We start from the raw sequence: 13,257 nt of genomic DNA, 5'->3' as shown, positions 1-13,257 counted from the left end.
ATCGTGCATCAATATTGCAGGTAAGGTTCAATTTTATCAAGGATTGAATCAGTAATCAGATCAACATTCCTCAATTGCTCTGCAGAAGTAAAGACACCATGCTGATCGCGATAATTGATGACCATTTTGGCAAGTGTATACCTGAAGTACGGATGCAACTTCAGCTCATCAACAGTTATGGTATTGATATCCAGCTTATGCACGGCTGTTGCATCGATCGTACACTGACCACTGATAAGCTCATACGATTCAGGCGATAATCCGTAAATTTCTTTCAATTGTTCGATCGAATGGAAACCGCCCAGCTTATCCCTGTACCTGATAATCCTCGAAGACAATACCGGTCCCACTCCCTGCAGTGCAAGTAATTGCAGCGAATCTGCTCTATTAAGCTCGGTCACAGGTTTTGATTTTACAGGAACTGTTATTCCGGTTGAAGCACTGTCCTTCTCCATGAAAGTTACTGCAGAAGGAAATTGAATATATGATTCCAATCGATCATAGTCAGCTTCACTGAAACCATAGATCTTTTTTAGATCTTCCTTCTTATAAAATTTTCCGCCTTTAGCCTTGTAGTTTAGAATGGTACGGATTGTTTTCTCCTGAATGCCTAACCGCCGCCATCCCTGCGCATCCAGCAAATTCGGGTTAAATGGATATGGAGTGAGCGCGTAATCACTTTTGCCGGATAAACCATCTTTTGCTTCCTGATCCAGTACATCCAGTGCAGCAACTTCCCCATCCTGTGCTTGTCCGGATACTGAAGATTCTTCCACCCTCTTCCTGAAAGAATCAATTGACCGCTGAAAAGCAGTAAAGTCTACCGGTTCATCCTTATGAAGGCGTTTGAAAATGGCAGGCCAGCACGCAATCGCAGTCATGATGGCCAGCAAAACAATTAAGCCGTTACGTTCTCTCTTGTTAAACGTGAAATAGTCACGCATGAATTTTTTCCACATATATAGAAGCAGATAAATTGCCCTTAAATATTCTTACAAGTGGAAAGATACAAACCGCCGCCGAACTACGCAATCATCACCACGCTATTTTTAATCCGTCATAAGCCAGGAACATATTTCGGGGAAGCTTTGCTGCTACTTCTTCGTGTTTGCCAAGCTGATGGCTGATGTGCGTAAAATAGGTTGCCTCGGCACCAATCTCTTCTGCCAATGCGATCGCTTCATCAAGATTGAAATGAGAAATATGTTTCTCCTTTCTCAGTGCATTTAAAACCAGGAAACGGCTTCCGCGGATCTTTTGCTTTTCTTCCGCTGCTATAAAATTTGCATCGGTTATATAGCTGAAATCACCGAACCTGTAACCCAGCACAGGCAGCCTGTAATGCATGACCTGGATAGGCAAAAAATCAATGCTGCCGATACGAAATGCATTTGTACTTATAGTATGCAATTTAATTTTGGGAATGCCAGGATAATCAATGACCGGGTCGAAGGCATAGGCAAACTCACTTCTAATCACCTCCTGCACTTCACGGGTTGCGTACACATCCATAGGCTTCTGTAAGAAATAGTTGAATGCACGCACATCATCCAGCCCGGCAAGATGATCCTTATGCGCATGGGTGAATAATACGGCATCCAGTCGCCGCACATCTTCCCGTAACATCTGCTGGCGAAAGTCAGGCCCGGCATCCACCGATAAACATGTGGATGCATCTTCAATCATGATCGAAGTACGCAGCCGCCGGTCCCTGCTGTCTGCGGAACGGCAAACAGAACAGTTACAACTGATTACCGGAATGCCTTGCGAAGTACCCGTTCCTAAAAATGTAACCTTCAATTTTTTATTCTTTCCTCTTTTATCTGCGCCAAAAATTCCAGCGATTTCTCCGATAGCTTCGCAGGATCAATTTCAATCTGCGACAGTATATCGAGCAAACTGTTGATACGCGATTCCGTATCAAAGTATTTGTTGATCACCAACACCTTCTTGTCTTCCAGGATGCAATAACCCGATTTAAAAGTCCCTTTCTCATAACGCACGACATAGTCGCTTTCCTTATAGAGATGTTCAAGTTTTTGAAGGGTGGCAGGTGTGTAACGGAACATAAAAATCTGGCAGTGGTTTAAATGCTATGGCTCATCAAATGCAGCTGCAGTATTCACGGAAGCAAAGACATTGCTTTGTTAATTGCATTGAATTACTTTACGTTTGTAATGCTGAAACTGACGGGTAAAGATAACAGTTACAATTCAGTAACAGCGGTTCCGATATCAACAATGGATCAATCATGATGAAGATAATCCTATCCTTGCTTTTCCTTACCGGTCTCCTGCAAATGACTTATGGGCAGGATGCCGCTAATACAGAACTTCGCTTTCGCGGTGGGGCAGTGTTAGGATTAAATGCCTGCCAGGTGGATGGGGACGATTATGCAGGCTATCATAAGCTGGGATTCAATGGTGGCTTTCTTGCGGAAATCCCCGTCGCCAAAAAATTCTTTGTCAGCATGGAGATTCTTTATAGCCAAAAGGGTGCTAAAAGCAGGACTTACCAGGGAATTCCCACCGAATACCAGGCTAACCTTAACTACGCGGAGATTCCGGTGCTTTTCAATTTCCAGGAAAAGTCGGCCGTCAATTTCGGATTAGGTGCTTCTTATGGACGCCTTGTGAAATACAAAGAATTCAGGGATGAACTGCAACAACCTCCCACCGATGATTTTAATCGCGATGATATTTGCGGAATAGCCAATGGGAACTACCTGATTTCTGATCACTTTCACCTGAATATCCGATTCGCTTATTCTATTGTTCCGTTCGGACATCGCGATACAAGTAATTTCAACAAGAGAGGAATGTATAATAATGTGCTCTCATTCCGCTTTGCCTATGTATTGTAAATAATTAACGAACGCGCAGTGCCGGAATAATCGCTTATCTTTAATGAACGTCCTGTTGTCACGTGCCAACGCTGTCTATCCTATTGGTAAGTTAATATGCATTAATATTTAAAACATCCAACGCTATGAGTGAAATAACCAATTCCAAGATTGCCCTGCTTATTGACGGAGATAATGCGCAGCCCAAACTGATTGCCCTTATACTCTCGGAAGCATCGAAGTACGGGAAGGTTACCATCCGGCGCGTTTATGGTGACTGGACACAACAATCGATGAATGGATGGAAAAATGTGCTGAATGAAAATGCGATCAGCCCTATTCAAAAGTTTTCCTATACAACCGGCAAAAATTCCACCGACAGCGCGCTTATCATCGACGCCATGGATATTTTGCACGGAAAGCTTGTACATGGTTTTTGCATTGTATCAAGCGACAGCGACTATACCGGCCTTGCCAAACGCATTCGCGAAGAGGGAATATTTGTTCTCGGAATTGGTGAGCAAAAAACGCCTAAAGCCTTTGTGCATTCATGCGATAACTTCACTTTTTGCGAAACCCTGCTGGCGGAAGAGGAGGCAGAAAAAGCTCCCTATACAAAACAGAAAATAAAATATACAGTGCTCAATAAGTCAGCTGCCAGGCACGATATCAATTTGCTGAATAAAGCATTCAACATGGTGGTAGGTGATAATGAAACAGCCTATCTATCTGAAATTGGACTCGGCCTTCGCAAGCTTGATCCCAGTTTCGACCACCGCACCTATGGCTTCAAATCATTAGCCGAGCTTTTCCGTTCGCTCGACAACCAGTTTGAAGTTCTCACCAATGATGTAAATGGCATGAAAGTATATATGGTAAAAAGGAAATAATCCGGTTGCTGCAAAGTACGTCTGCTGCGTCTCCGCTAGTTCGATCCAACCATTTTCCTGCTGCCTACCCATACAAATCGCTTGATTACAAACTCAGGGTTAGTGAAAGATGCATTGCCTGCAGGATTTCCACCAGTAACATGAAAATCAGAAAATGCCGCATGCTGATTGACCCATATTGGTCCGGTGAGGTTAAATGTAACGGGAGTGAAAACTTCTTCCAGTTCATCTGTAATCATACGCATAACCGCTTCATCAGTTGTATAAGCCGCACAGGTAATAGCACCTTGCTTTACCGCCAGTTCTTTAGCCAGCCTCACTGATTCAGCGGTATTCTTTGTTCGGACAGCAATTACAATAGGCCCGAATAATTCACTTTCAAACATTGCTGTATCAGCAGCCTGCACTTCCATCAGCACGGGAGATATTGTTCTTGAATTTTCAAATTCCTCATTCTTAACGGCTATGGAACTCAGCCATAACTTACCACCGATGCCTCCGGCTTTATGCGCCCTGTTTTCGGTCATCTCACTCTGCACAGCACCCAGCACGCCGGCTCCCATTTTTGGGTTATTCGCCAGGCCACTCATATGCTCTTTAAGCTTTGCTACTATTTCGTCGAATGAAAGCATTGCATCACCTGCCTTTACTAATTCAGGCATGAAGAAATTTTGCGGAGCAGTACACATCTGCCCACTGTACAATGAAACTGAAAATGCGAGATTTTGCAGTACCGGTTCCAAATCCTTAACAGAATCAATGATGACAGAATTCACACCTGCCTTTTCCGTAAAAACTGTTTTTCCCGGAATCGATTCGATATAATTTCCGAATGCAGTACCACCCGTGTAATCAATCAGTTTAACAGCAGGATGAAGGGCCAGTTCTTTCGTGTTTAACTTTTGGGAAGAATCCGCAGCCAGTTGCACCGTGTTTGGATCAAAACCATTGTCCCTGAATGTCTCCTGCAACGCAACGACACAAATAGCAATCGGTAAAACTGCAGCAGGATGAGGTTTAACAATAACAGCGTTACCGGTTACCAGGTTTGCAAATAATCCTGGCAGCGTATTCCACACCGGAAATGTGCTGCATCCGATAACCAAACCGATACCCTTGGCCTTCGGCGAATAGCTTTTTTCCAGCTTCACTGTAAATTTTCCCATCGGCTTTTCCCACATTACTTTTTCAGGAAAACGCGATTGCTCATAATAACCAAGTGCAATGGTTTCCAATGCGCGATCCGCTGCATGCGGACCTGATGCCTGAAATGACATCATCCACGACTGACCCGTCGTGTGTTGTGTGGCAAGAGCAATATCAAAAAAGTGCGCTTTTATCCTTTCAAGCGATTCAACCAGCAATCCTGATCTTTCAGCCGGAGTGGTGTTCTTCCACAGGTTAGCTGCTTGCCGTGCATTAATTATCAGTTCTTCGGATTCATAAACAGGATAAGTGATATCCAGGGGTGTTTTGGTATATGGAGAAATTTCCTCCCCCTTCCATACCTCCGTAACACCTTGTGAAGGCAATTCAAACCGTTTACCTTCATATGCACGGTATATGGCAGCACCTTGTGCCGGAGCTTCATCTCCATACGCTTTGGGATGTTCAGGAAAAGCAGCATAATAGGTCCGTTCATGAATAGCCTGTATGGCACGGTCAATCGTGGATTTGTGTTTTTCGAAAAGTGTCATGTTATGTATAGTTTTGACTCTGGTTATTTTGGAAAATCACACGTGTATACAGCACTTTTAATACAGTCACACGCCAAAACAGTTCGCTAAATTAAAACCATTTTTCGTGCGATTGACAAGAGATTTCAGGGATCAAACAGCAGGTCAAAAAGCGCCTGGCCGTAAAGATGCATCGCTTGATTCAGTTCAGCCTGAACTATCACCGCTTAAAAAACCGGTTTTAGCTGCCAGTTCAACCAAATGGTTAGCTTATCTGTGCCTGATACTTCCATTGACACTTTTGTTTCCCTTTAACGTACGTGCACAGCAAAATTCGCAGGCACCTCCCAAAGGATATGAATATGGCAGGTACTATATAGAAAATCTTCGTGATCACGGTGCTTTGATTGTCAGGCTGAATTTCAAATCCAAAGCAATCAATGCATTGCTGCTGGCTGGTAACAGCAACTATGCCACTCAGATTCGCTACCAGCAAGCGGAAGAAAATACCAAAATCGTGCAGGCTTTCCTGAAGTATTTTACATTTTGCCCGGTCTATTTTATTGCATATGATTCAACCGGCGCCTTTATGGAAGGAAGGCGAACTTCCATTTTTTTAAATAGTAATCTGAAAACAGACAGCAGCATACATGCTGCACCTGATTTTTATCTCTTTGCTGAAACCGGTGCATTGGAGACGCGTGTTGCTGCGGATAAATTGCAACCGGAACAGGAAAGCACGCAACGGGGATTAATGGATGACGTGCTGATTATCCGCAATGCTGACCTGAACCTGCTCCATGATCCGTTTCCTTATTATGTTCAGCGTCCGGCAAGCTGGGAAGGCCGTGTGAAAAAGCTGGAAAAAAAATTTCAGCAATACTACCTGAAAAAAAGATAGGGTTTCTCCTCGCTGCATAAAGCCATTTTCGAACCTTCGCAGTTATTGGTATGATTCATTATTCCTGCCGGTATAATTTCCTTTCCGGTAACCAATAGCCGCGTTTTTACCACTACGGTTGCTGACAGCTTATAGACTGATAATGCCGTTCCTGCCTGTCAATGGCATTTTACATTGCAGATTTACCTATATAATCAGAAAGCTGAATGGTAGTTTCCTGATGATGTCACTTTACGCTTAAGATTTTGCCGTGATAAACTGAATATAAAAGCGTAACACAATACAGCATCATAAGGCAAGTTCATTGGGGTAATATTTTCATAGTGCAAATTGTGTTTATTTTACCACCACATAGGAGCAGAATTAAAAAAACAAATGCTATTATTATGGCAACTGTAATTTGATTGACAATCTTTAACAGGAATATTCAATGCATATCTTTCCTAAAAGATAATTCTGCAATCACCATTTGAAATTTCATTTACGAGGGAAAGCAATTCACCTTATGGCAGGCAATCTAAATGGAGGAAATATGCAGTTGAAATTACCCCGGGATGCCATCAAAGCTTAATCCATTTAATGGTTTCGGGATTTCTTCCGGGAATAACAACCTGCAACAAATAAATGCCGGGCGCCAGCAATCCAACGTCCAAATCAAGATCAATTGTCTCGTCCTGAAAGGAAATGTCATCAACAACTTGCCCGGTCAGGTTAATCAACCTGGCATGCCCTGCCGCTACCGGTACATTAAAATGCGCCCTTACAACTGCCTGTGCCGGATTGGGATAAAGCTGCACTTTTAAAGGCGGTGTCGCTGCCAAAAGCGACTCACCGATATCCAATGGAATTATTTGAATAGAATAATCTTCCACCTCACCATGCAAAAAAGTATCGCAAGGGCTTTGGTCATCGCCCCGCTTCATAGAAACTCTCATTCTGGTTTTGCCCGTTGATGCAGTAGATGGAACCGTAAAATTTTTGGTAATGAGACCTTTTTTGTTGGATTGTTTATTGATGATGGTCTCATTGTTTTCGAAGATTCCATTACCATTGAAATCAATCCACACCTTCCATGATTCGTTAAATCTTGCTCCGGAAAATCCCGCGCTGAAGGTTAATGAATTTTCCGAGTTGAGAAGGAGCGCAGAAGCTAATGACGTACCATTAAAATAGCCGCTGTCAGCGCCCGAAGTGCGCTCAATCGCACCACATTTTACATAATCTATCCATTCCTTATCCGTAAGTTTTCCAGCAGATCCGCAATAGGTAACCAATGGAGCGAACGATACGGTATAGTCCTCCACCTCGCCATATTTAAATGATTCACAGGTACTCGATGCGGTATCAAATTTCATGGAGACCCTCATACGGGTGTTGCCTGCCAGTCCACTTGGGATGGAAAACGAACCGGTTACCGGGCCGCTTACGGGTTGCGACTGAAACACCTTTTCATTCAAGTCATAGAAATCAAAGTCCTTATTGTAGTCAATCCACACAGTAAAAATTTCATCATAATTGGTACCGGCATAACCGGGTGTGAGTGTAATAGAAACATTGCTTCCCGGTTGAAGATCAGCAACATGATTCGTGAAATCGGAATAACCCGTTCCGGCACCGGATACAAAATTCAGCGTGGTGAGTTTAACAGATTGTATCCATTCGCTACTTGTTGACTGACCTTTTGAAAGACAGTAGGAAGGCGGATTAGGAACACAGGATGAACCCAGGCAAGATGATGCATCAACAGCCGACCGAATTGCATCGCCCGGTAAAGGGCCAAATCCTTTGTTGAAATTGATGCCAAATGCGGTAAGCTGACAATAACTCATAATGGTACCGCCATCAACGGGCGACGGGCCGGGCAGGCAGGTACCACCTTCATTGGGATACCCGGCAAGCGGCCCGCAATTATCGATAGGTCCACCCGGCCAAAGGCAGCTATGCGTATGGTAGGCGCCTAACAAATGTCCGAATTCATGCGCTACTACATTCACCGTCCAGGAATAAGCTGGCACGGTGGAAAATGAAAATTCAACATCACTGTATGCATATTTATTTTCGGAACTGCACAAACCGTTCACTGCGGAGGCAATGCCGCCCAAAGTACCCGGCTCAATGGTTAGGAGTTGACCAATATCCCCGTTAAACGAAGCGCGATAACTTTTAAAGGTATTAAGCTGTGTAACGGCAGATGCGGCTGTAAATGGGTCGGCCTGAGTCCATATAAAAATTTCAGATACGGCGGTTTTAATATTGTCGTTGGTGTATAGCGTGGCAACATCATTATGCACTGCGGTGATCCAATTAATGGTACTGCTCAAACTAAGTCCATTGTTCTGGTAAATTGTGAAATCAGCTTCATAATACATTCGTACACAATTGCTGGTTCTTATACTACCTGCGTTTTGCAGCAATTGTGCAAGTTGTGAAGCATAAGCCGGATCATCATATGTTGAGCAGGCATTAAGGAAGGGAACTTTGCTGTCACGGTCGGAATAAATAATATACTCATTCGTTTCCATGTCTCCATTCAACTCCTTTCCCAGGACAATATTTCCATTTTCACCGGCAATCATTCCTACAATTTCATTTTCAAAAAAAGAAAAAGCGGCGACAGTGGAAGGCTCCCCTTTTACAACGCCACGGTAATAAATACCGGGCTTATAATTCACTGGCTGACCACCGGAAGCATCAGTAACCACTTTGAAATCTTCTGTGAAAAGATTTGTCTTTACCAGCTCGATCGTCAGGATGGTATGCTTGTAAGGTAATAGCAGTTCCATTGCTCCCGGGGCTTCCTTTAAACACGTTTCCAAAGCGGACCTGTCCAGGTGAATGCTGGTGAAATCATTCAGTATTGCTTCAGCAGCTTTACTGCTGACAGCAGATGCGCTAAAAAAAGATTTTGGAGTCAGTGCAGGATAAACCGACTTATACTGATTCACCAGGGAAGCGACTCCATCCTGCTTCCATTGCTGAGCCTGCACGCAACATGTCAATAAACATACTGGCATGAAAAAAGCGCGCAATACAAATTCCCGGCAATGACTTAACATTAGTCCCTTAAATTCAAGTCAACCAAGTTATAATAAAATCCATTATTAAACCACAATTTGTCAATGATTTTTTCCCAAATTGCATAATTACGCCACGGGGTAATACTCATTCAGATTCATATTATTAAAAATTTTGCAGTTATATTGGAATACAACCCAAACTATTCAATTGAAAAACTTAAGGAGACAACGCTACTGCCTTAAGAATGACTTGTTTTTTCTGCTGAAAAATAGCTTATTTCCTAACCCTGAAAAGTTTTATGCAGCGAAAAAACCCAATGTAGTCACCTGATGAAAATTTATTGCTTAAATTATTCAGCAGAACCTGTAACATTTTATTGGCCTGCCCGTCACACCTCCATTCATTTAACTTCAACCATACAGCCATGAAAATTTATCGAAGTTCAGCCGTTTTGCTATTCGTTCTGATGATAGCAGGACATTTCTCCTTTGCACAGACTGGTCAGGCCACAAACAGCAGTAATGTCCAGGTACGACAACTTGAAAATTTTAATGGTATACAGATGAATGTGCCGGCTGTGCTTACGATCAGTCAGGCAGTCACTTATTCAGTACGGCTGGAGGGTCGTGGAGAGATCATGGATCAGGTTATTACAGAGGTTAAAGGCAAAAAGCTGGTGATCCGCTCAAAAGACAATAAGTGGAAAGGTGGAAATGATAATAGTTTGCACATTTTCATTGAGTTGCCTCAATTGAATTACCTGGATCTGAATGGATCAGGCGACGTAGTGGCAGCTACAGAAATTGTATCAGATAACATGGAACTTGAAGTGAATGGTTCAGGGAATATTTCCTTACAAAAAGTAACTTTCGGAGGGTTGAAGGCAACGATTAATGGTTCCGGTGACATTTTTTTAGCCGGCGGAAATGTGCGGGAATCTTCCTTCTTAGTGAATGGATCCGGGAATATTGATTGTAATCAGCTGTCAATTGTACAAGTTACAGCGATGATAACGGGCTCCGGGAATATTGCAACCGGCAATGTGACCTCCATAGATGCGGCAATAACCGGAAGTGGCAATATCTCATACAAAGGCACAGATGTGAATGTCAAAAAACGTGTGACAGGTTCCGGCAAACTGATCGCAAAGTAAATGCACCTCAATTTCTTCAATCTAAAATCAATAACCCATGAACAAAAAATTCACAAATGCAGCATTGCTTTTGATCCTATTAATATTGCCCTCTTCAATTTTCGCACAGCAGGTTACCTCAGGAAAGCGCAGTTCACAGACAAGATCCACTGCTAATTTCAATTTTATTAATCTCAAGATCAGTGGCATGCTTTACGTAAGCCAGGCTGATCAGTTCAGCCTTGTGATAGAGGCACCTGCTGAAATCATCGATAAGATCACAACTGAAGTTGCTGAGAACACGCTTGTGATTGAGAGTAGCAATAGGTACACGGTTGGCGTTGCGCCTACAATCAAGATTTACGTAACCATGCCACGGCCCAATGGACTGGAAGTAAATGGTTCAGGCAGTATCGTAGCACAGACTGATTTCACTACTAATTTTCTGTCTGCTTCTGTTGCAGGATCAGGCCGCATTAAACTGATGGATGTTGCTGCCGGAAAGCTTAGCATTCGTTTGGATGGCTCCGGTCAGATCTCACAGACTAAAACCACCGCTGAGAGCGCAATGATTGAAATACACGGATCAGGAAGTTTTCAGGGAGATAATTTCACCTGCAGGTTACTCTCGGCCTCGCTTGATGGTTCCGGTGATATTCAACTAACCGGCATTGCCGCCGGCAAACTGTGGATGCAGAACAGCGGCTCAGGCAGTATTCGTCACGTCAGCGGTATGGCTACTGAAGTTTTGCTGGAGAATACCGGATCGGGCAGTATTGATGCTGATGCGTTGAATGGCGGCACAATCTCTGCTTCCAATGCAGGATCGGGCGATATCGAAGTGGGAATCAGTGAAACACTAAATGCCCAATTATCGGGTAGCGGAAGCATACACTACCACGGAACCCCAAAGACCATGCGAAAGGATGTGTCAGGCTCGGGAAGAGTCTCGCAGAACTAACCCTGCTGATCAGCAACAAAAATCAGGCGCATTCAGCGCCTTTTTTTGTTTGTGTCAAGCGCACAGGAATGAGGGATATACACTGATCACGTTCGTACCGAAATATTAGTTTATTCAGCCGGTCGTTTATCCACAGCGCACGCAAAGCAGCAGCAAGAAATTCGAAACGCTACCTGCTATTGAAAAATAATATATAGCTTCCGAGCCGAACACACGCTGCTTATGCTACGCCGGATCAACCTAACCACTCAGATTATTATAGGAATGTTGCTGGGCATTCTTATCGGACATGTATACCGGACCACGCACACCAATCCGGATGACCTGAAAGCATTTGCCGGTAATATTCAAATCTTCAGTGACATCTTTCTGCGGCTGATTAAAATGATCATTGCACCGCTTGTTTTTTCTCTATTACTGGTGGGTATTGCGAAAATGGGCGATTTCAAATCAGTAGGCAGAATCGGTCTGAAAACTATTGTCTATTTCACTTTTGCCGCCTTGCTGGCAATGATGGTAGGCTTGATTATTGTAAATATTGCAGAACCCGGAAAAGCATTAAGCCTGCACGCGGTTGGCAACGATGGGCCGGAACCGAAAGCGTTTAATGTCCGTGAATTTATTGCGCACCTGTTTCCCGAAAGCGTGGTTGATTCCATGGCTCATAACCAGATTCTGCCCATCATCATCTTTGTCTTATTCTTCGGTATCGCCACGGCAGCCATACACGAAAAAGGAAAAATTATCATCGAATTCTTCGACGCAGTAGCGCATGCCATGTTAAAGGTAACTGCGTACGTTATGAAGCTTGCACCATTAGGTGTGTTCGGAGCAATTACGGCAGTCATTACAGAAAAAGGAATATCAATTCTCTCCGGTTACTTCACCATCATTATTGCATTCTTTTTGGGCCTTGTCGTATTTGTCTTTGTGGTGCTTTATGTGATATGCCTTGTGATGCGCATCAATTTTTACTCATTGCTTTTACACGTGCGCGAACCGATGCTGCTTGCATTCACAACTGCCAGTTCTGAAGCAGCCATGCCCAAAACCATCCTGGGACTGGAGCGGTTCGGATGTTCTAACAGGATAGTCAGTTTCGTCTTGCCGCTTGGGTATTCATTTAACCTTGACGGATCAATCATGTACATGATCTTTGCCACCATTTCCATAGCGCAAGCTTACGGAATGGAGATATCATTGGCACAGCAGGTAACGATGATGTTGATTTTGTTGATCTCGAGTAAGGGCATGGCGGGTGTTCCAAGAGCTTCTCTTGTAGTGATTGCCGGCATGTTACAGATTTTTCATATTCCTGCCGAAGGGCTCACCCTGCTACTGGCTATCGACTGGTTGTTGGATATGGGAAGGGCAAGCACTAATGTTATTGGAAATGCGGTTGCTACTGCGGTGATCAGCAAATGGGAAGGTGAGTTAGGCAAAACTCTCCTGCCGGATCATACGCAGGATGAAGGCAAGTAATCAATTTCTGATCAGAACATAACTACAGCTGAATCTATATGGGCCGTAATTCGGTCAGTTTCTTGTATTGAGTTTCACATCAACCAATAGAGGTTGAATAGACAAAAATGGCTGGTAAAATCAGCTAGGAGCCTATGCTGGTATGAGTTTGAAGAAGGGAAATTGAAAAATGATTTACTTCCCGTTGTACGATGGTAATACTGCACTCGCTTCAATGACAGCAATATCCTGGGTATTCCCGAAAATGTTTTTAGATCTATACTACACATGAGCAAATTATGATACGGATGCTTTTTTGCAGTTCAATATTATTGTGTGGCAATAATGAATGGGGTTTCCTTTGTTGCTGGACATA

Annotated in this window: 11 protein-coding genes; 6 read left to right on the top strand and 5 right to left on the bottom strand. The window is 43.4% G+C overall.

Translation table 11 applies throughout. The annotated features are described in order from the left end of the window. Window positions 1-8: 8 nt before the first annotated feature. The 3 genes from K1X61_14420 to K1X61_14410 all read right to left on the bottom strand — a co-directional run bounded on the left by K1X61_14420 (window position 9) and on the right by K1X61_14410 (window position 2,069). Window positions 9-944 carry a helix-hairpin-helix domain-containing protein gene (locus K1X61_14420; protein MBX7109843.1) on the bottom strand — a complete coding sequence of 312 codons (936 nt, stop codon included), beginning with the start codon at window positions 942-944 and terminating at the stop codon, window positions 9-11. A gap of 91 nt (window positions 945-1,035) precedes the next feature. Continuing rightward, entirely contained in the window at window positions 1,036-1,800 is a 765-nt protein-coding gene (locus tag K1X61_14415; GenBank protein MBX7109842.1) for an MBL fold metallo-hydrolase, read from the bottom strand. Continuing rightward, window positions 1,797-2,069 carry a hypothetical protein gene (locus K1X61_14410; protein MBX7109841.1) on the bottom strand — a complete coding sequence of 91 codons (273 nt, stop codon included), beginning with the start codon at window positions 2,067-2,069 and terminating at the stop codon, window positions 1,797-1,799. The genes K1X61_14415 and K1X61_14410 overlap by 4 nt, the downstream gene beginning before the upstream one ends. Window positions 2,070-2,251: 182 nt before the next feature. On the opposite strand from K1X61_14410, the gene K1X61_14405 reads away from it, so the two are divergent. Together K1X61_14405 and K1X61_14400 are read left to right on the top strand one after the other, a co-directional pair. Next, window positions 2,252-2,863 (top strand): PorT family protein, encoded by a 612-nt coding sequence (locus K1X61_14405; GenBank protein MBX7109840.1) that lies wholly within the window; start codon window positions 2,252-2,254, stop codon window positions 2,861-2,863. Between the two features lie 125 nt (window positions 2,864-2,988). Further along, complete coding sequence (locus K1X61_14400) at window positions 2,989-3,732, top strand: NYN domain-containing protein (GenBank protein ID MBX7109839.1); 744 nt, start codon at window positions 2,989-2,991, stop codon at window positions 3,730-3,732. 35 nt (window positions 3,733-3,767) lie between these two features. On the opposite strand, the gene paaN is transcribed toward K1X61_14400, so the two are convergent. Continuing rightward, entirely contained in the window at window positions 3,768-5,429 is a 1,662-nt protein-coding gene (gene paaN / locus K1X61_14395; GenBank protein ID MBX7109838.1) for a phenylacetic acid degradation protein PaaN, read from the bottom strand. A gap of 106 nt (window positions 5,430-5,535) precedes the next feature. Between paaN and K1X61_14390 the strand changes: the two genes are divergently transcribed. Continuing rightward, entirely contained in the window at window positions 5,536-6,309 is a 774-nt protein-coding gene (locus K1X61_14390) for a hypothetical protein (GenBank protein MBX7109837.1), read from the top strand. A gap of 560 nt (window positions 6,310-6,869) precedes the next feature. Here K1X61_14390 and K1X61_14385 read toward each other — a convergent pair. After that, window positions 6,870-9,296, bottom strand: coding sequence for a zinc-dependent metalloprotease (locus K1X61_14385; protein MBX7109836.1), 2,427 nt, complete (start codon window positions 9,294-9,296; stop codon window positions 6,870-6,872). A gap of 455 nt (window positions 9,297-9,751) precedes the next feature. Between K1X61_14385 and K1X61_14380 the strand changes: the two genes are divergently transcribed. The 3 genes from K1X61_14380 to K1X61_14370 all read left to right on the top strand — a co-directional run bounded on the left by K1X61_14380 (window position 9,752) and on the right by K1X61_14370 (window position 12,902). Next, window positions 9,752-10,480, top strand: coding sequence for a DUF2807 domain-containing protein (locus K1X61_14380; GenBank protein ID MBX7109835.1), 729 nt, complete (start codon window positions 9,752-9,754; stop codon window positions 10,478-10,480). Window positions 10,481-10,517: 37 nt separating this feature from the next. Further along, window positions 10,518-11,420, top strand: coding sequence for a DUF2807 domain-containing protein (locus K1X61_14375; GenBank protein ID MBX7109834.1), 903 nt, complete (start codon window positions 10,518-10,520; stop codon window positions 11,418-11,420). 222 nt (window positions 11,421-11,642) lie between these two features. After that, a complete protein-coding gene (locus K1X61_14370) occupies window positions 11,643-12,902 on the top strand; it encodes a dicarboxylate/amino acid:cation symporter (GenBank protein ID MBX7109833.1) in 1,260 nt (419 codons plus the stop codon). Window positions 12,903-13,257 lie beyond the last annotated feature (355 nt).

It is taken from the genome of Chitinophagales bacterium (genome assembly GCA_019694975.1).
Lineage (GTDB): Bacteria > Bacteroidota > Bacteroidia > Chitinophagales > UBA10324 > JACCZZ01.
The sequence above is the reverse complement of the archived record's forward strand: the minus strand, read 5'-3'. Positions and strand labels throughout refer to the sequence as shown.

Coding starts and splice junctions, on each gene's coding strand:
- K1X61_14420 (MBX7109843.1), bottom strand. CDS start 944: ATGCGTGACTATTTCACGTTTAACAAGAGAGAACGTAACGGCTTAATT.
- K1X61_14410 (MBX7109841.1), bottom strand. CDS start 2,069: ATGTTCCGTTACACACCTGCCACCCTTCAAAAACTTGAACATCTCTAT.
- K1X61_14405 (MBX7109840.1), top strand. CDS start 2,252: ATGATGAAGATAATCCTATCCTTGCTTTTCCTTACCGGTCTCCTGCAA.
- K1X61_14400 (MBX7109839.1), top strand. CDS start 2,989: ATGAGTGAAATAACCAATTCCAAGATTGCCCTGCTTATTGACGGAGAT.
- paaN (MBX7109838.1), bottom strand. CDS start 5,429: ATGACACTTTTCGAAAAACACAAATCCACGATTGACCGTGCCATACAG.
- K1X61_14380 (MBX7109835.1), top strand. CDS start 9,752: ATGAAAATTTATCGAAGTTCAGCCGTTTTGCTATTCGTTCTGATGATA.
- K1X61_14375 (MBX7109834.1), top strand. CDS start 10,518: ATGAACAAAAAATTCACAAATGCAGCATTGCTTTTGATCCTATTAATA.
- K1X61_14370 (MBX7109833.1), top strand. CDS start 11,643: ATGCTACGCCGGATCAACCTAACCACTCAGATTATTATAGGAATGTTG.